The organism is Erwinia mallotivora (assembly GCF_000590885.1).
GTDB classification, from domain to species: domain Bacteria; phylum Pseudomonadota; class Gammaproteobacteria; order Enterobacterales; family Enterobacteriaceae; genus Erwinia; species Erwinia mallotivora.
Genome location: NZ_JFHN01000060.1, coordinates 26,058 through 42,362, shown reverse-complemented (window position 1 = coordinate 42,362; position 16,305 = coordinate 26,058). Strand labels below are relative to the sequence as shown.

Below are 16,305 nucleotides of genomic sequence, written 5' to 3'. Positions count from 1 at the left end.
GTATCGGCTGCCGTTCTCTCAGGCGGCGGCGTAACTGTGCCACCGGACGGTGAGGCGGCAGGCGGTTCGTCGAACAGCGGTGACTGCGCCAGTGCGTCTGGCTGGGCGGCAAACAGCGGTGAGCTGGCAAGATCCGCATCACCCTGCTTTTCACCAAAAAGATCAAAATCGCTGTCCGGCCCGGCAGCAGGCGGAACGGCGGGTTTTTCAGGCTGTGGTCGTGTCGCTTCAGGCTGTGGCGTCGCGGCGTTTTGCGGCAGATCCATCGGGGTTAAGGGAACGGCATTCCCCATCAGCAGCCCCAGCGGATCGTCGCTGTTGACCTGAGCAGGTTTGCTGCCGCCGCCAAACAGCGCCAGTGGATCCATCTCATCTTTCGTGTCAGACGCGGTTTTGGGCGCGGGTTGCTGCATCAAGGTGCTGGGGGTGCTGTCATCAAAAATGCTGTCACTGTTGAACAGGTTGTCATTATTGAACAGCGCATCAGGCTGCGGCTGGCGGCGGTCAAAGTTCAGCGAATCGGTTTTCCCGGAAAACTGTGCCAGCGGATCGACCGGATTACGATCCGGGGCCGGGGCGTCGGTCAGCGGGTTGGCGCTGCTTTGCTTCGGTTTACTGCGGCTGGAGAGGCTGTCGCTGATCGAGAACTCCTCTGCCAGGCTGTCCCAGATTTCACTGGGGATCGCCGCCGGTGTCGAAGGGGCAGCTGGGGCAGGCTGCGGTGGCGACTGCGGCGCGACGGGACGGGCAACCGCGGCCGGACGCGCTACCGGCGGAGCGGCAGAGGTCAGCTCGCTGACCTGCAAACGATAATCGTCAATACTGAGGATATCGCCCTCCTGCAAATCCACCTGCCGTCCCCGCTCCAGTGGAATATCATTCAGGTGCACCAGCGTCACGTTGCCACGGTTGGTGATGCGGCACTCGCCATCCGCCGTAATATGCACAATCGCCTGTAACCGGGAAATTGTGCGGTCATCGTCTGGCAGCACCAGATTATTATCCACGCCGCGGCCAATGGTGCCGCCCGGCGGCTGGAAATCGCAGCTGCTTTGCGGCGGCTGATGGCCGGGCTTATTCGCTATTATCGTAAATCGCATAACGTTTTCCTGATAACGGAGGGGGTGCAGAAGTCAGAGCCTGTACCAGCAGGCGTCAAGGCGCAGGCGGTTATCAGCCTGTACCCGCATCGCGGGCGCTGCCCGCAGTCGGACTGGCAAATAAAAAACCCACCCGCATAACAGGTGGCATTAACGGCACCCGACGAGGTGGATGAGATATTGTGAAATATTCCCGGGCTGCGGGAAAAAAACAAAGCTGCGCGGCACCGTCCAGCGGTTAACCGTAAGGCATCTCTTTAAACTGGGCGATGCGCTGTTTATCCAGCTTATTGATGCATTCACTCAACAGGCTGAGCCAGGCGTTGCTGTTTTTATCTGCCACGCTGGCTTCCATTTCACACTGGCCTTCGCGGTATTTCAGCCAGTTGCGTTGCGTATCCAGCATCATTTGCAGCTGCTGTTTCACCACCTTGTCATCATAGCTGTACTCTTCGACCGTGCGCTGCTTCGCCGCCAGATACTCGCTGTTCAGCACCTTTTCAGTGGCCTCTTTGTTATTTACAAAGCATTCATCAACGGCCCAGCTAATGGTTTTTTTACTGCAATCCTCCTGCGCCTGTACGGCCAGAGCGGTGAACAGCAGCGCGAATGCCATAAAGAAGGAAGAAAATTTTTTCATTGTATAAATGATGATTATCGGTGACAGATTTTTAATTTTTTTCACGAGCGTAGCCAGAATAAGTTGAATGCTGTTTTTCTCAGTTATGACTTTTTATCTGCAACCTGAATATGACGGGAATAAACAGAGATTATGAGTTATGGCAATAATCTCAGCTTGTGAAATAAATCAGGGCTGCTCACTCAGTTTCTTTTTCAATTCTTTGATGGTCTTCGCGTCGGAAGAACCCACCTTTGCAGTTAACGCTTTATCGATTTCAATATAGTGAGTTGTGCTGTCTACAGAAAAAATGATCGCTTCATCGGCGGTGGCATTGGGCGATGCAGCCTGATAGATAACGGCAATTTTAGTGACGGGATCCTTGTCACTGGAGACAATACCCACTGATTTCGTCTCGTTGCATACTTCAGCCTCCCAGTCGTCAAAACCAATGGTTGGGATCACCGTTTTCACCGTCGGCTTTTTCTCTGACCAGCCAACAAAGCAGACGTTATTATCATGCGCGTTGAACCCCTTACCGGCGATAAAGTCACCCATTTTTTTCCCCTCAACAACCACAGAGAAACTCTGGCTGTTGAGTGGCACAGCACCGTTAATGTTGTGTTTAATCGCTTCGTGGTAGAGAGACTTTTGGTAAGGACTGACATTAAAAGCGACAAGGGATGTTTTGGCCGCAGAACAGAATGATAAAAAAATGAGTAATGATATAAATGCTCTTCTCATTAAAATCTCGCGTTAACAGGCATGGAAATTATGCCATCGGCTCAATTTTCAGAGCTATTTTTCTTGAATCAGAAAAAATCACTCCATCTTCCCCGTATCTGTAGAGAGCAGTTTATTACCCTTGAACACATTCAAATTCCAGCCAGCAAAATCATTGGTAAGTAGTGAATATGTATATAAGCCGTTTTTAAACTCATAACCACGAAAATCGCAGGTAGCAGGACAGTTTATATTTACCGTTTTTCCTTTCAGCGTGATGCCACTTCCTGTTTTCTTGTTTTTAGAAACGAATGTTACATTCTCACAAGAGACAAAGCCTTCGGGGCAATGTTCGGTTATGGTGATGATAAATCGCTCCCCATCGAATACTTCAGTGCTTTCGGCATTTGCGCTGGCATTCAGACAAATGCCAGCGATTAGGAAAACAACCAGTGAGAGCAAAATTTTAATTGATGCTACCCTCATCCATGCCAATAACTTTATCTCCTTTCATAATTGAAAGGGACCATACATTTTTATACTGTTGGTTACTCAAAATGGTATAGCTATAGTCGCCATTTTTGTAACGATAGCCGCGAAAGTTACAAACACCGGGGCAATCTGTGTTAACAGTCTCGCCCTTTAATACGATACTTTTACCGCTTTTTTTACTCTTCGATTCAAAGACAATATTGTCACAGGTCATTTCACCTTCTTCGCAGTTGCTGGTTATTTTTACCTGGTATTTTTTACCATCGAACACTTCCACACTTTGTTCGGCATACGCGGCAGATGAAATGACTAACAGACTAAAACACACAATGAGAAGTTTCATGATTTGATATAAATACGCTTATAAAAGAAATCTTATTCGGCTGGCGACGTTTAATTAATCTTTCTTTTAGAATTTCACTATGGTCGCATGCAAGCTTCTTTCATCAGTAAGAATAACCAGAATGATTAAACTGACGAATTACTTTGCTGGTGGCAACAAAGACAGATTACCGCTTTCAGGATCATCCTTGTCACTGAGCATCTGTTTTGTTTTTTGGTCGACATACACGCTGAAAAGACGATGCTGCACCGGCACATCCCCCGGACAATCGCCACCGTGTTTCTCCATAACATCCACCAAATCCATGCCCTTCTCTGCATTGTGAGTAAAAAGATAGTCAGTGCAGCCAGGGTTACTGACCAGTTTCCCTGTCTCAACGGTCATCTTCACCTGCTTAACCACCGGGTTGAGGTCAGGTGCAGAGGTTGCGCCAGCACAACCTGTCATCAACAGTAATGAGGCGATCAGGCAACCTCTGAATCTGGCATTAACTGGTCTGTTCATTTTCATCAGCAACAAGATTTAATAATTGCTGAACTTTTCGCACATCTTCAGCATGACCAGGCTGGCCGGAGCCGACAGCCGCAGTTAATGTCCTACGCATAATATTTTCCTTTACTGAGTTAATCAGAGAGGGTTTAACAGATTATATTTCAAACCAATCTCTGCCCGTTTTTTTGTGCATCAGGACGTCTGATTTAAAAAATATCAATGAAAAAAATGAACCAGTGCAAAGAGCAATATAAAGAAAAAGGCAGTCAGAATAAAAATGATACGATATAACTTGTGTAGCTTTAATATCCATTTTATTTCCGCCGATGTTCTGGCTTGCATAAAATGGTATGCTTCTTTATGCACCAGCACGCCTTTCGTCCGATACATTTTTACACCTTTACGTAGCCTGACGAAATATATTATCTTTTGATAAATTGCGAAAAACCCCATAAAGGAGGAAAAATGAGTGAGCGTGTCTAACTCAAGATTATTCCGTTTAAATTCAGACAGAAGAAGATCATATTTTTTCTCATTTCTCTTAAAAAGAAAAACCGCGTAAAAATTAGAGAAAATTAAAAAAATGAACAGAAAAATTACAAAATAAATAATAATTTTTTCAATGCTCATAGAAGCTTATCCATCATATAGTCGGTACCAGAACTACCAATTTCACTTCCAACATAACCGCCCGCGGCCGCGCCGAGTACAGAACAGGCCAGAAGCCCTGCCCCGGCAGTTGCAACACCCAGAGCAACGCAGGCAGCTCCTGCACCTGCAGCTCCCCAGGCGCCTCCCAGATAGCCTGTGCCGGTACTAACACCAAATTTCGTATATTCTCTGACCGCAACTTTACGACATTCACCTTCTCTTCCAGTTGTACATGCATGGTGTACTTCGTTTGTCGTATTTAGTCCTGCAAAGCCAATAGCAACCCATCCACCTGCTTTCATATATTTTGCTATGCCAGCCGCACGCTCAATATAGGAAGAATAGCCTTTTATTGCTCCGACTCCTGCAGTTTGCCAGTCATGAACAATTGAGCGGCTTGATAAACCAAGCGCGGTCTTAAGACTGTCATATTTCTTTAACTTCAGGCTTAGCCTCGTGATTGAATTCAGCAAGGGTTTCAGTTCGGCAAACAAAGCCTGCCGCTCTGCGAAAAACTGTTGACTGATTAAGCTACCTTGAGTTCGAAACTGATTCTGATAGCTTTGCTCGATTCTCTTTAAAGTTGATTCGATTTGAGAAAAATATTTTTCCCCTGCATCACCAATCATTCCGCTCGCTTTATCTCCCCATGATGTTAAAGCTGCAATAACCGCGTAGTGATCGTTAATAAAACTGGCTGTAGGTGTATCGGTTGTCGCCAGTGCCAAATTAACTTTGCCTTTGGCTGCCTGTAGCGTTCTTATCTGATGCTGCTGATTTTTATTCTCAGGGTCGGCAACGATTAATATCTGACCAGGTTTCACCCATTGAGTATCATTATTTAGCTGCATAAAAAGCTTTGCTGCTTCCGGGTTTCTGCTATGAAAAATATCCTGAGCATGGAAGGCTAATGTTCCCGGTTGCTGAACAACACAAAATCCAGGTTCAACTGTACTGTTTATTGGCATACTTATCTCCTTAAAAGGTATACTGATATTTCCAGTGAAGAAAATCAATCAAAGCCTGGTAAATTTTTGAGACTACGACAGAGTAAATTGATAATTGAATAATCGATATTATAAATAGTTTTTTTCATGCTTTATATTAATTATCAAATTTAAAAATCTGATTCATACATTTAGATTTATTCAAAAAAACAACAAAATTATCTTCCCTGATAACTTTTCCTGAGCGCCGAAAAAGTCTTCAGATAAGAATTTTGAAAACGAACCGTCGTTTTTTCATCATAAAATATTTCATTCTTGTTTTTCAGACCAAAAATAACGTAGTTATTAGCAGTCTGTCCTTGGGTATCAACAGAATAAATTACCGCAATTCTTTTTTCACTGTCTTGCGGTTTTGAGATGAAACCGACAGATTCTACATCATCACAGTCAGCCGTTTCCCAGTCCCCAACACCAATAGTTTCCATATAGTAACTAATATGCTGATTATTAGTTATCCAGGCAACAAAACAGACCGGATGCACATCTCTTACCCATCCCTTACCTTGAACCAGCGTACCCAACTTCTTACCCTGCTCAATAACATCAAACGTTTGTTGAGAGTCAATTTTCACATTCGCCAGTCCTGCCTCTACCGCTTTTGCCGTCAGGGCAGTATAACCGGCGGCAGATCCAGAAACGTTAAGAGTGACGCCTGCAATAACAAAGGTACTACTAACTGAACACATTAAGGCAAAAGCTATTTTGATAACTTTCATGCTGATCTCTAAAAAATGATGTCGTGCATAATCATAGTTAGTCACCATCTGCGTATCATAGCTTTTATCTTTAGATCCCGGTCCGTTATAGTGATACGCAAATTTTTATCAATTTTAATTCTGATCGCATTTAATAATACGGGCGTTCTGGATATATGATTAACAACGGCATAAATATGGCCTGAAAAATTCACCCTACCCGGTTAATTTTAATTCAGCACTCACGACTAACTTCATATTAGCGATCTTTTTTCACTTTTTATTTTGCACATCCCGCCTCAGCTCGGGAATATTTTTTGCAGTTGAGTTTTCAAGTTTATCCGTTGTTTCTTTATCATAAAAAAGTGCTCTTTTTTGCTCATCCACGCCCAGTATATAATAGTCATAACTGTCATTGAATCGCGTCATAGTATGATAAATAACACCTATTTTGATATCCGAACTTTCTTTTCCTGATACAACTCCAACGGCATTAACACCAGCACAGGTAACGGACTGCCAGTCCCCAAATCCAACGGTGCTAATAAGATTTGTCAGTTTCTTTCCGTCCTGTGACCATGCAATCATGCAGACAGATTGCATCTCTTTTAGTTTGCCTTTTAGCGGAATAATAAAACCGATTAAATTATCATTTTTACTAACTGAAAATGACTGATTTCCAATCAGCTTGACATTCGTCACTTTATCAGCCTTTACACTTTCAATTATTTGCTGTTTTAAAGGAGCCGAATCGAATTTCTGTAATATTGCTGATGCCGATGCAATGTTTGTTGAAAATAATAAAATCAGAAAATAAACAGCCATCATTTTATTTTTCAAATCGGTCTACTCTACTGCTTTTTTACTTCTGAAAGTAAAAATCATAACTTCACCGAAGACATTCTCTTGTACATAATGGAACTGAAAGACTACTTACTATACTTAGAATAAATTGTTTTCTGCTCTTCACTGTTTGACAGCAAACTACATTTAAGTACTTTAAAATCAGCTTTAACTGAACCAGTTAAATTCATTTTTAAATACTCATCAATTAACCTGTCACCGTCATTAAAAGCATCAACAGGTAGATGACTGACTTCTAACCATGCAGAAGCACTTTTAAAAGCATCATCTTTTAATGACTTATCCTGAGTAATTTTCCCTACACAGCGATTCTGGAGCCAGTTTTGGAAAATCTGAGGCTGGGTGAATGAATCCATTTTCGGTGGAACTACAGCAAACGCCAATGGTGACACGAGCAAAGTAATAATCAAAAACTTTTTCATTTCAGCGTCCATAGTGAAGCGATAGTTGGAACAAAATTACCATTTTCTGCACCACCAAGGAAATGACAAGCATCAGCACAAATATTACCGTTCCATAACGTGACGTGACCTCTGGCATTACTCCATCCATTTCCCTGAAAAACTATGATGCCCTGTTTACCGTTAAAAGCATCAGGTGTCGGAGCAGGATTCGTCAGTTCGGGCTTGCCAAACGTTGCCACCAGAAAATCCATCATATCGTTTACACGATACATATACCTTTTATTATCCTTTCCCGACACCGTTGCATATCGGTTATTCGCCGGGATCGGAACACCACTATAATTGAGAACATAGCTCATTCGAATAGGGCACGCATTCTGAAACACACCAGAGGAAATATTGGCTCCAACCTTCCCTCCCAGTAAATTACCTACCTTCTCAACAGAAACATTTACTTCAATAAATCTGTTCCATGCTGCGGCAAACATTGGCCTGTTTGCTGTCATCGTTAACCTCACTGTTAAACCTGCTCAACGAGGAGGTTTCTAAGATTGCAATTACGCTTCTTTATTCTCTTTAACATTCCAGCCAGCGGTGCTCTCTGCACCTTTACCGCCGGAAGAACTCTGTTCCCAGTACTGCTGTTTCACTTTAGAGGCCTGGAATGAGTAGGTCATGCCCAGCGTGTCGCCGTTGCTGGAGCCGTTGTAGTTAACGGTGGTGACCAGCACGTCTTCCAGCGTGATGCGCGCGTACTCAACCTGAGTGCCGCCGGCTTTGCACACTGACACTTCAACTTTCGCCAGATGTTTACCACTGGCGCAGTTTTTCAGGATTGCCGTCACTGACTTGTCGATCAGCGCATTGACGTGCAGGTCGTTAAAATTAACTTTACCGGCACCGCCGCCGCCGCCAACCGCCATATTACCTGGCTGAGATGCGCCCCAGGAGAAAGAAGTAATATCTGTCCAGCCGGTGTGGTTTGAGTCTTTAGACTCGCCGGTCACACCGTCAACCTTCATAAACATATCAATAGCCATAATTATCTTCTCTTCTTTAATTGATATTTTGCTTTAGATATACCCTAAATAATTCGTGTTACAGGAAGGCGGCAAGCGAACGAATCCCGATGAGCTTACTCAGGTAAGTGATTCGGGTGAGTGAACGCAGCCAACGCACCTGTAACTTGAAGTATGACGGGTATAAAGCACTGATATGGCAAACAGGAAAGCATGGGGCTGAATAAAACAGTCCATATTTTACCTCTGCCTTGCTCCTGAATATCGCTCGCTACAAGGATTATTCAGAGAGTACGCAGAGGTGTTCATTGGTGAACACCTCTGCGGATTAACGGCGAATAAATAAATTCGCCTTATTTAATGCGGGAATAAACCGGACGAATAACGTCGTCCTTATTTACCGTAATGAAAAAGACTCGTGACCTTTTAATCTGAATTACGCGTTATCCGCTTTCAGCGATGGCAGTTTGGAAACCAGACGCAGCGATACGGTCAGACCTTCCAGCTGGTAGTGCGGACGCAGGAAGAATTTGGCCGCGTAATAGCCTGGGTTGTCCTCGATCTCTTCCACCTGCACTTCCGCTGAGGCCAGCGGCTTGCGGGATTTGGTTTCCTGCGAGGAGTTAGCCGGGTCACCATCGACATAGTTCATCACCCAGTCGTTCAGCCAGCGTTCCATTTCGTCACGCTCGCGGAAAGAGCCGATCTTGTCGCGCACGATGCACTTCAGGTAGTGCGCAAAGCGGCAGCAGGCGAACAGGTACGGCAGGCGCGAGGCCAGACGGGCGTTGGCCGTGGCGTCCGGGTCGTGATACTCCGCCGGTTTCTGCAACGACTGCGCACCAATAAAGGCGGCGAAGTCAGAGTTTTTACGGTGCACCAGCGGCATAAAGCCATTTTTCGCCAGTTCCGCTTCGCGGCGGTCGCTGATGGCGATTTCGGTCGGGCATTTCATATCCACGCCGCCGTCGTCGCTTGGGAAGGTGTGGCAGGGCAGATTTTCTACCGCACCGCCCGACTCCACGCCACGGATCGAGGTACACCAGCCGTACTCTTTAAATGAGCGGTTGATGTTGGCCGCCATCGCATAGGCCGCGTTGGTCCAGGTGTAGTTGCTGTGGTTAGCGCCGTCGGTTTCTTCTTCAAAATCAAAGCTGTCAACCGGATTGCTGCGAATGCCGTACGGCAGACGAGCAAGGAAACGCGGCATCACCAGCCCCAGATAACGGGCATCTTCCGACTCACGCAGACTGCGCCAGGCGGCGTATTCGCTGTTCTGGAAAATTTTGGTCAGGTCGCGTGGGTTTGCCAGCTCCTGCCAGGACTCCATTTGCATCACACCCGGCCCGGTGCCGGTGATAAACGGACAGTGAGAGGCCGCGCCAATCCGCGCCATCTCACCCAGCAGCTCAACGTCCTGCGGGCTGTGGTCAAAGTAGTAATCGCCCACCAGGCAGCCAAATGGCTCGCCGCCGAACTGGCCGTACTCTTCTTCGTAGATTTTCTTGAAGATCGGGCTTTGATCCCAGCCCACCCCTTTGTAACGCTTCAGGGTGCGGCCCAGTTCCTGCTTGGAGATGCTCATAAAGCGGATTTTCAGCATCTCGTCGGTTTCGGTGTTATTCACCAGGTAGCTCAGGCCACGCCATGCGCCTTCCAGTTTCTGGAAATCTTCATGGTGAATAATTTCGTTAACCTGCTTAGAGAGCTTTTCGTCAATCTCCGCGATCAGCGCCTGAATGGTGCGATAGGCGTCGTTAGAGACGGTAACGGTGTTTTCCAGCGCCTGCTGTGCCAGGGTTTTTACCGCACTTTCCACCGCCGAGCGGGCAGAGTCGGTTTTGGGACGGAACTCTTTGTTCAGCAGCGCGCTGAATTCATCCTGCGCCCAGCCCTGCTGTTCCTGCGGCTGTTGCTGTTGTGATGGATTGCTCATCGGTTACTCCTCCTCACCTTTGGCCGCGTCTTCCTGTTTTGGCAGATGGCTCAGTGATTTAAGCAGCGTCGGATCCTGAAGGATTTTAGAGATCAGCTCTTCCGCCCCGTTTTTGCCGTCCATATAGGTCAGCAGGTTGGAAAGCTGGGTGCGGGCATCCAACAGCTTGCTTAGCGGCTCAACGTTGCGGGCCACCGCGTCCGGCGAGAAGTCTTCCATGCTGTTAAAGGTGAGATCGACATTCAGACGACCTTCGCCGGTCAGGGTGTTATCCGCCTGAAACGCCACGCGCGGCTTAAGGGATTTCATCCGCTCGTCGAAATTGTCGATATCAATTTCAAGGAATTTACGTTCGTCAACGGATGGCAGCCCTTCAACCGGCTTGCCAACCAGGTCGGCCAGCACGCCCATCACAAACGGCAGCTGGATTTTGCGTTCCGCACCATAGATCTCCACGTCATACTCGATCTGTACACGCGGTGCGCGGTTACGGGCGATAAATTTTTGCCCACTGGATTTGCCTGCCATGCTGTTCTCCGAAGTCAGGTGAGGTGTGTGTCAGTAAACGCGGCGGCTCAGTTGTCGCGGCGTCCGAAAATGTTTTCCAGTTGATGGACGCCGTCAGGCGCGAGGTCGCGGATAATGTCCATAAAGTCCATTTCAATCATCCGTTGTACGCGGTCAATCATCAGCGGAGCCGGATGGCTTGGCTCGTGCTGCACAAAGTACTGCTTTACTTTTTCCAGCATCAGCTGAGCATCGGCCCGTGATGTCGGTTTAACGCTGCGCCAGTCGGCTTCTTTCTGCACCACCGGCCGGGATGCCGGAGCCTCTGCACTGCTGGCCTCTGGCTGGGCAGATAAGGTCGGGATCAGGCTGCTCAGGTCGGTCGCTTCGCAGGATGCGGCAATGATATTGACCGTCTTCAGCAGCTGTTCCATCTCCGGTACGCCGCTTTCACCCAGCTGTTCGGTCAGGGTTTCACGAATAGTTTGCAACCGCTCACTTATGCTGATGATTGCCGCAATGCCGGGCTGTTCGCCGCGCGCCAGCTCATCGGTCAGACGGGCGCGACCGCCGGGAAATTCCGGACACTCGGTTTTACTGCCGTCGAGCAACGCACTGGCGTCACGCAGAGACAACTGGTCAGAGGCACTGCGCAGTAACGGAGCCTGCCGCACCGCAGATGTGAGCGCTGACTTATCACCCAGCGCCGCCAGCGCATTAATACGGTAGAAGGGGTCGCGTTCTCCGTCCTCTTCCAGCAGCGGCCACAGCGGTTCCCAATAGAGCAACAGCGATTGCTGAATCAGTTGCAGGCCGCTGGCGTAGCCAGGCAACCCGCGCAGCTGGGTCCAGGCGCGGGTCAGCACCAGCATCACCCGTAAGTCCTTGCTGCGGCTCAGCAGGTCAAGGGCCAGCCGCTCCACTTTGTTCCAGTCCGCCGGTTCAGCGGGGATGATAGTGTCGCCAAACTGCTGCTCCGCTTTACCCGCGCTGGCCTGCTCCATCGCCATGTAATCGGCGTCATATTCCAGATTTTCACCGCAGGGGTGTTCACTGCTGACGGGCGCAAGTAACGCATCAATATTCATGGTGTTCATGCTCAGTTACTCAAACATCGGTGGATAAAGGCCATGACGTCCGGGTTTGGCACCCGCAGCCGGGAAGAACAGCATTGAGAACAGCTGGCTGGTGAAGTTGCCGCTGTGCACGTGGGTGTAAAGCGGATAGCCATCGGTCTGATTGGTCCACCAGAAACTGCTGTACTGTTGCGGATCAAAGCTGTCCGCCACCTGCGGCCAGCTGAGGGTGACAGGCCGGTCAGCGTGACCAATCACATCCAGAATGTCAGATGCCACCTCCTGCTCCGGCACCACCGGCGGCGCGATGCTGAGCAGCATCTGGTCGAGCTGCTCCGCAGAGTAGTTGTTGCGCACCGCGTGCAGCAGGCTGCGGCCCAGCTGCTGATACCACTCGCCCGCCAGCGCCAGCCGCGACCAGCTCCAGTGTTGCGGTGAGAAGGTCAGCAGCGCGCAAACCGGATACTGTCGCCCGACGTTGTCACGCGCCGGAAGCAGGCAGCCCATCTGCACCAGCTGGCTCCCCAGCATAGGCGGCACCACGAAATTCCACACTGGCGCATTGCTGAACTGCTTTTCATTTTCCGGATGCTCTTGCTCGTTTTTCTGCCAGTTAAGCAGTCCCACCTGAAACCACTGGGTCCACTGCTGCCAGAGCGTTTCAGGAAAACGTCGCTTAAGGAAATCACCGGCACTGGGTAATTTCCCGTACCAGCCAATCGCAGGTGTCTGGCTCATCATCATTTCCTTGCGGTTAGGGGCATGAGAACCCAGGAAGCTGGAACGGATTACGGATGCTGTTTGGCGTGAACTCCAGCGTCACACGGTGACCGTTAACGTTGAAAGCCGCCTGACGGCTCAGGCTGCTGCTGCCCGCTGACAGCTGCGCACGGTCGAAGAAACGGTTTAACGCCCAGGCACCGTTGGTCACCAGCGTCGCGGTGGTGCCGTCAGCCAGCCCCAGCTGCATACGGACCTGACTGGTGCCGCCCGGTCCCGGCCAGCTCACCAGCTGGACCGCCTGCGGTCCGTGGCTGTAACGCAGCTGCTGGCCGTCCACATCCAGCGTCATGGTCAGAATATTATTGTCCATTTCACGGGTGCGGACGGTGACGCGGAATGACGGCGTGGTCGCGCCGTTGGCGAAGAAGGCATCGCGGATGCTTTGTGCCTGCTGGAACGGACGCAGCACGCTTTCGCCGCCCGGCAGGGTCTTGCCATCAATCCCCGGCGTAAAGCGCCAGTTGGCCTGCGTGGTATCGACTTTGTTAGCCAGATTGTCACGGAAGAAGCTGTCCATCAGGCCAGTGCCCGGCGCGAACATGCGGGCGAGGTCGTCCGGGGTGACTTCTGAACGTCCGGCGCGCGACAGCGGGTAGCGACCGGCAATCGCCTGCCGACAGAAGCTGCCCACTTCCACGTTGATGCGCTTGCGCACGTTGTCAAGATCGCGCAGGCGGGTATCGCTGCTGGCCCCCACCGCCATGCTGGTAAACATGTTCTGCAATGAGCCAGGCAGCCGTCCGGCGCTGGCCTGAAGGCGGCTGATAGAGTCACCGGCCGGTGGCGGCATCCCGCTGTTGGCCGCATCCTGTACCGCAGTCAGGTAGCGGTAGAGATCGTCGATTTGCTTGAGAAAATCATCAAAGGCGATGGTTTTTCCGCCCTTGTCCAGCGGCTGTGCCAGCTCAATAATCGGCGCGAAGTGAGCCATTACTGACTGCTCCGGCGTTTGCTGCTGCTGGCTGGCGGCGGTTGCCGCCTGGCTGGAGTGGAACAGTGCCGCCAGCGTGCTGCTGGCGCTGCTGTCAGAGGCGCTCTCTTTTTTCTGCGCTTTGTCATCCACCGGCACCGCTTTATCCAGCACCAGATAGTGGCTGAGATTAATCACCAGCCTACGCAGCGGCGAATTGGTACTGGAAAGCAGCCGCGCCGCGTTGATGCGCTGGGAGAGATCGGCGCTGCTGTTCAGGGTGATATCCTGCAACAGGCTGTCCCACTGCCGCATGTAATCCGCCATATACAGCTGGCGCACCGCAAGGTCGGTCTGCTGCTTGTTCTCACCCTGCACCTGGCCGCCCAGCACCCACTGGTCATCGTCATGCAGCGAGGCGGTTACCGCCGCGATGTTTTTGTCAAAGCTGCCCCAGTAGCCCTCCGGCGTGAATAATCCCGGAATGCCGTCACCGATGGATTTACCGCTTTTACGGGAGAACACCAGTTCGCTTTGCGGGCCACCCAGTGACGCCAGCGACACCGACTTCAGGCTGTCGTCGTGTTCCAGCAGGCGCTTCAGGCGTCCGTAAACGCGCTGCGACAGCGGCATCTGATTAATCAGCGCCTGCTCGCGCTTTACCAGGTTGTCGTCCCTGGCATACGGCGAGGCCTGGATCTGGGTTTCCAGCAGTTGCATCAGGTGCCAGTCCAGCTGTTTGATCTGCGCCGAGGTGATGTTCTGCGGCTGATTACGTTGAATGTTGAGCATCACCCAGGCATGCAGAAATTTACCGTCGTAGTGCTTCGGCTGATAGAGCATCTGATACGCCTTCAGCGCCTCATAGCTGTAATCGGCGTCGCTGCCGTTGTCATTGCGCAGCCAGGTGGTGATTAACTGCGCCACCTGCGGCATCAGCAGCTGCTTTAACGATTTCTGGTACAGCGTCATGCTGGCGTCGCTGACTTCAGTGCCGCGATACAGCCCCATACGGCGGGTTATCGGCGGGTCGTTAAGGTCAAAATCTTCGCTCTCCGGCAGGGCAAGCACACCGTTGAGGAACGGCAACAGCGCGTAAAGATCGGTCAGACTGTTAGCCTGCAACGCCTTGCTTAACCCGGTGACTTTGGGCACTTTGCCCTCGACTTCGGCCAGGTAGCTTTTGTTGTTGCCAAAGCTGGTCACCCACAGCAGACCGGCAATCACCAGCGCGGCAAGCAGCGCCAGATAGCCCGACCAGAGCACCGCACGGTTGCGCAGCTCCCACCAGCGGTTACTGCCTGCCAGGCCAGCTTCCTGAAAGATGACGTTTTGCAGCAGATCCTTCAGGAAGAAACTCTGCCCTTTATTTGCCGGGATGGGGGACGCTTGATTGACGTTGTCCCAGGCTTCGCTGTGACTGCCTTCATCCTGCGGCAGTTGCAGCGCACGGCTCAGTTCGCCCATTACCCGGTCGAACGGCAGCCCTTCCTGCGTGCCGCTGGCAAAGTAAATGCCACGCGGTGAGAACTGCGTTTCAAAGTTGGAACGGGCAAATACCGTCTCCAGATAGTCAGCCAGCAGGGTGCGCAGCGCGGCGAACTCCTGAGGAAACAGGAAGCTTTCCGCACGGGCTTTACCATCGCTTTCCTGCAACAGGGTGTCAGGCAGTCCGGCATCCAGCCGCTGCTGAAGCAGCGCGTACTCCTGGGTGAAGGCGCTTTGCAGATCGAAATCGGCATGTTTAGACCGCTCCCACGGGAAGGTAAATCCCCACACCTGGTCGCGCTGCGCCTTGTCGAATTTCGCGAAGTAAGCCCGGAAGCCTTTCAGCAGGTCGGTTTTGGTGACCAGTACATAAACCGGGAAACGGATGCCTAACTGCTCGTGCAGCTCCATCAGACGTTGACGCAGCAACAGCGCCTGCTGGCGCGATGCTTCCGCCGACTGGCTCAGCAGGTCGGAGACACTGACGGTGACAATCACGCCGTTAATCGGCTGGCGACCACGGTATTTACGCAGCAGCCCGATGAAGTTGTTCCACTCGCTGGCGTCCTGCTGCTGTTCGCTTTCCTGGGTGGTGTAGCGACCAGCCGTATCCAGCAGCACCGCTTCGTTGGTAAACCACCAGTCGCAGTTGCGCGTGCCGCCAATACCTCTCAGCGCCGCTTTACCAAAGCGTTCCGCCAACGGGAACTGCAATCCGGAATTAACCAGCGCGGTGGTTTTCCCTGCGCCCGGCGCACCGATAATGACGTACCAGGGCAGCTGGTAGAGGTACTGACGGCTGAAGCGCTGGGTCCAGCGACGGTTACCGGCGCGGCTGAAGTGCGCCTTTTTCAGCATCTCTGCCGCTTCGGTAAAGCGCTCGGCCAGCACCCTGTCTTCATTGGTCAGCCGCTTACGATCGTTATCGCCACCCTCTTCCGGCGCATTTTTCAGGCTGCCCATCAGTTTGCGGTTAAGCCAGGCGTTGTACAGGCGCGGCACCAGATTGCTCAGCCCCCAGGCGATGTAAAGCAGCGCGATACTGATCTGGCGGTTGACTTCCGGCTCCAGCGGACGGGAATCAACAATCGAGAAGACCGGCCCAATCACCCAGATGATGAACGAAAGCGCGGTGATGCCAACAAAGCCCCACAGCAACCGGTTGGTCATGATGGCAAAGAGAATATTCATCATCC

At 50.8% G+C, this 16,305-nt stretch carries 17 protein-coding genes; all 17 read right to left on the bottom strand.

Annotated elements, in window-relative coordinates:
- Nucleotides 1-1,100: FHA domain-containing protein (locus BG55_RS15980; RefSeq protein WP_152542819.1), on the bottom strand; the 1,100-nt coding region annotated here is incomplete at its 3' end.
- A 238-nt stretch (nucleotides 1,101-1,338) separates the two neighbouring features.
- Nucleotides 1,339-1,740, bottom strand: coding sequence for a lysozyme inhibitor LprI family protein (locus BG55_RS15975; RefSeq protein WP_034939570.1), 402 nt, complete (start codon nucleotides 1,738-1,740; stop codon nucleotides 1,339-1,341).
- A gap of 168 nt (nucleotides 1,741-1,908) precedes the next feature.
- Nucleotides 1,909-2,277 carry a hypothetical protein gene (locus BG55_RS15970; protein ID WP_034939551.1) on the bottom strand — a complete coding sequence of 123 codons (369 nt, stop codon included), beginning with the start codon at nucleotides 2,275-2,277 and terminating at the stop codon, nucleotides 1,909-1,911.
- A 264-nt stretch (nucleotides 2,278-2,541) separates the two neighbouring features.
- Nucleotides 2,542-2,937 carry a hypothetical protein gene (locus BG55_RS15965; RefSeq protein WP_152542817.1) on the bottom strand — a complete coding sequence of 132 codons (396 nt, stop codon included), beginning with the start codon at nucleotides 2,935-2,937 and terminating at the stop codon, nucleotides 2,542-2,544.
- Nucleotides 2,909-3,211, bottom strand: coding sequence for a hypothetical protein (locus tag BG55_RS15960; protein WP_152542815.1), 303 nt, complete (start codon nucleotides 3,209-3,211; stop codon nucleotides 2,909-2,911). Before BG55_RS15960 ends, BG55_RS15965 begins: the two co-directional genes overlap by 29 nt.
- A 204-nt stretch (nucleotides 3,212-3,415) precedes the next feature.
- The gene (locus BG55_RS15955; RefSeq protein ID WP_052018909.1) at nucleotides 3,416-3,781 is read right to left on the bottom strand and encodes a hypothetical protein; all 366 of its coding nucleotides are present in this window, start codon (nucleotides 3,779-3,781) and stop codon (nucleotides 3,416-3,418) included.
- 614 nt (nucleotides 3,782-4,395) lie between these two features.
- Nucleotides 4,396-5,388 (bottom strand): hypothetical protein, encoded by a 993-nt coding sequence (locus BG55_RS15945; protein WP_034939543.1) that lies wholly within the window; start codon nucleotides 5,386-5,388, stop codon nucleotides 4,396-4,398.
- Nucleotides 5,389-5,585: 197 nt separating this feature from the next.
- Nucleotides 5,586-6,191 (bottom strand): hypothetical protein, encoded by a 606-nt coding sequence (locus tag BG55_RS15940; RefSeq protein ID WP_034939542.1) that lies wholly within the window; start codon nucleotides 6,189-6,191, stop codon nucleotides 5,586-5,588.
- A gap of 204 nt (nucleotides 6,192-6,395) precedes the next feature.
- The gene (locus BG55_RS15935; RefSeq protein ID WP_034939539.1) at nucleotides 6,396-6,962 is read right to left on the bottom strand and encodes a hypothetical protein; all 567 of its coding nucleotides are present in this window, start codon (nucleotides 6,960-6,962) and stop codon (nucleotides 6,396-6,398) included.
- A gap of 89 nt (nucleotides 6,963-7,051) precedes the next feature.
- Nucleotides 7,052-7,408, bottom strand: a complete 357-nt coding sequence (locus tag BG55_RS15930) for a T6SS amidase immunity protein Tai4 family protein (protein WP_034939538.1) — start codon at nucleotides 7,406-7,408, stop codon at nucleotides 7,052-7,054.
- Nucleotides 7,405-7,896 (bottom strand): type VI secretion system amidase effector protein Tae4, encoded by a 492-nt coding sequence (locus BG55_RS15925; RefSeq protein WP_034939535.1) that lies wholly within the window; start codon nucleotides 7,894-7,896, stop codon nucleotides 7,405-7,407. The genes BG55_RS15930 and BG55_RS15925 overlap by 4 nt, the downstream gene beginning before the upstream one ends.
- Nucleotides 7,897-7,947: 51 nt before the next feature.
- Nucleotides 7,948-8,430, bottom strand: a complete 483-nt coding sequence (locus BG55_RS15920; RefSeq protein ID WP_034939534.1) for an Hcp family type VI secretion system effector — start codon at nucleotides 8,428-8,430, stop codon at nucleotides 7,948-7,950.
- 415 nt (nucleotides 8,431-8,845) lie between these two features.
- Nucleotides 8,846-10,345 (bottom strand): type VI secretion system contractile sheath large subunit, encoded by a 1,500-nt coding sequence (gene tssC / locus BG55_RS15915; RefSeq protein WP_034939531.1) that lies wholly within the window; start codon nucleotides 10,343-10,345, stop codon nucleotides 8,846-8,848.
- Nucleotides 10,346-10,348: 3 nt separating this feature from the next.
- Entirely contained in the window at nucleotides 10,349-10,873 is a 525-nt protein-coding gene (gene tssB / locus BG55_RS15910; protein WP_034939529.1) for a type VI secretion system contractile sheath small subunit, read from the bottom strand.
- Between the two features lie 47 nt (nucleotides 10,874-10,920).
- A complete protein-coding gene (tssA, locus tag BG55_RS15905) occupies nucleotides 10,921-11,940 on the bottom strand; it encodes a type VI secretion system protein TssA (RefSeq protein ID WP_034939527.1) in 1,020 nt (339 codons plus the stop codon).
- A gap of 15 nt (nucleotides 11,941-11,955) precedes the next feature.
- Nucleotides 11,956-12,666, bottom strand: coding sequence for a type VI secretion system-associated protein TagF (gene tagF / locus BG55_RS15900; RefSeq protein WP_034939525.1), 711 nt, complete (start codon nucleotides 12,664-12,666; stop codon nucleotides 11,956-11,958).
- Nucleotides 12,667-12,682: 16 nt separating this feature from the next.
- On the bottom strand, nucleotides 12,683-16,303 hold the full coding sequence (tssM, locus tag BG55_RS15895; protein WP_034939523.1) for a type VI secretion system membrane subunit TssM: 3,621 nt from the start codon (nucleotides 16,301-16,303) through the stop codon (nucleotides 12,683-12,685).
- Between the last annotated feature and the right edge of the window lie 2 nt (nucleotides 16,304-16,305).

Excerpts from the sequence above, each read along its gene's own strand:
- tagF (WP_034939525.1), bottom strand. The coding sequence starts at position 12,666 with ATGAGCCAGACACCTGCGATTGGCTGGTACGGGAAATTACCCAGTGCC.
- tssC (WP_034939531.1), bottom strand. The coding sequence starts at position 10,345 with ATGAGCAATCCATCACAACAGCAACAGCCGCAGGAACAGCAGGGCTGG.
- BG55_RS15945 (WP_034939543.1), bottom strand. The coding sequence starts at position 5,388 with ATGCCAATAAACAGTACAGTTGAACCTGGATTTTGTGTTGTTCAGCAA.
- tssM (WP_034939523.1), bottom strand. The coding sequence starts at position 16,303 with ATGATGAATATTCTCTTTGCCATCATGACCAACCGGTTGCTGTGGGGC.
- tssA (WP_034939527.1), bottom strand. The coding sequence starts at position 11,940 with ATGAATATTGATGCGTTACTTGCGCCCGTCAGCAGTGAACACCCCTGC.
- BG55_RS15925 (WP_034939535.1), bottom strand. The coding sequence starts at position 7,896 with ATGACAGCAAACAGGCCAATGTTTGCCGCAGCATGGAACAGATTTATT.
- BG55_RS15970 (WP_034939551.1), bottom strand. The coding sequence starts at position 2,277 with ATGGGTGACTTTATCGCCGGTAAGGGGTTCAACGCGCATGATAATAAC.
- BG55_RS15975 (WP_034939570.1), bottom strand. The coding sequence starts at position 1,740 with ATGAAAAAATTTTCTTCCTTCTTTATGGCATTCGCGCTGCTGTTCACC.
- BG55_RS15940 (WP_034939542.1), bottom strand. The coding sequence starts at position 6,191 with ATGGTGACTAACTATGATTATGCACGACATCATTTTTTAGAGATCAGC.
- tssB (WP_034939529.1), bottom strand. The coding sequence starts at position 10,873 with ATGGCAGGCAAATCCAGTGGGCAAAAATTTATCGCCCGTAACCGCGCA.
- BG55_RS15920 (WP_034939534.1), bottom strand. The coding sequence starts at position 8,430 with ATGGCTATTGATATGTTTATGAAGGTTGACGGTGTGACCGGCGAGTCT.
- BG55_RS15955 (WP_052018909.1), bottom strand. The coding sequence starts at position 3,781 with ATGAACAGACCAGTTAATGCCAGATTCAGAGGTTGCCTGATCGCCTCA.
- BG55_RS15930 (WP_034939538.1), bottom strand. The coding sequence starts at position 7,408 with ATGAAAAAGTTTTTGATTATTACTTTGCTCGTGTCACCATTGGCGTTT.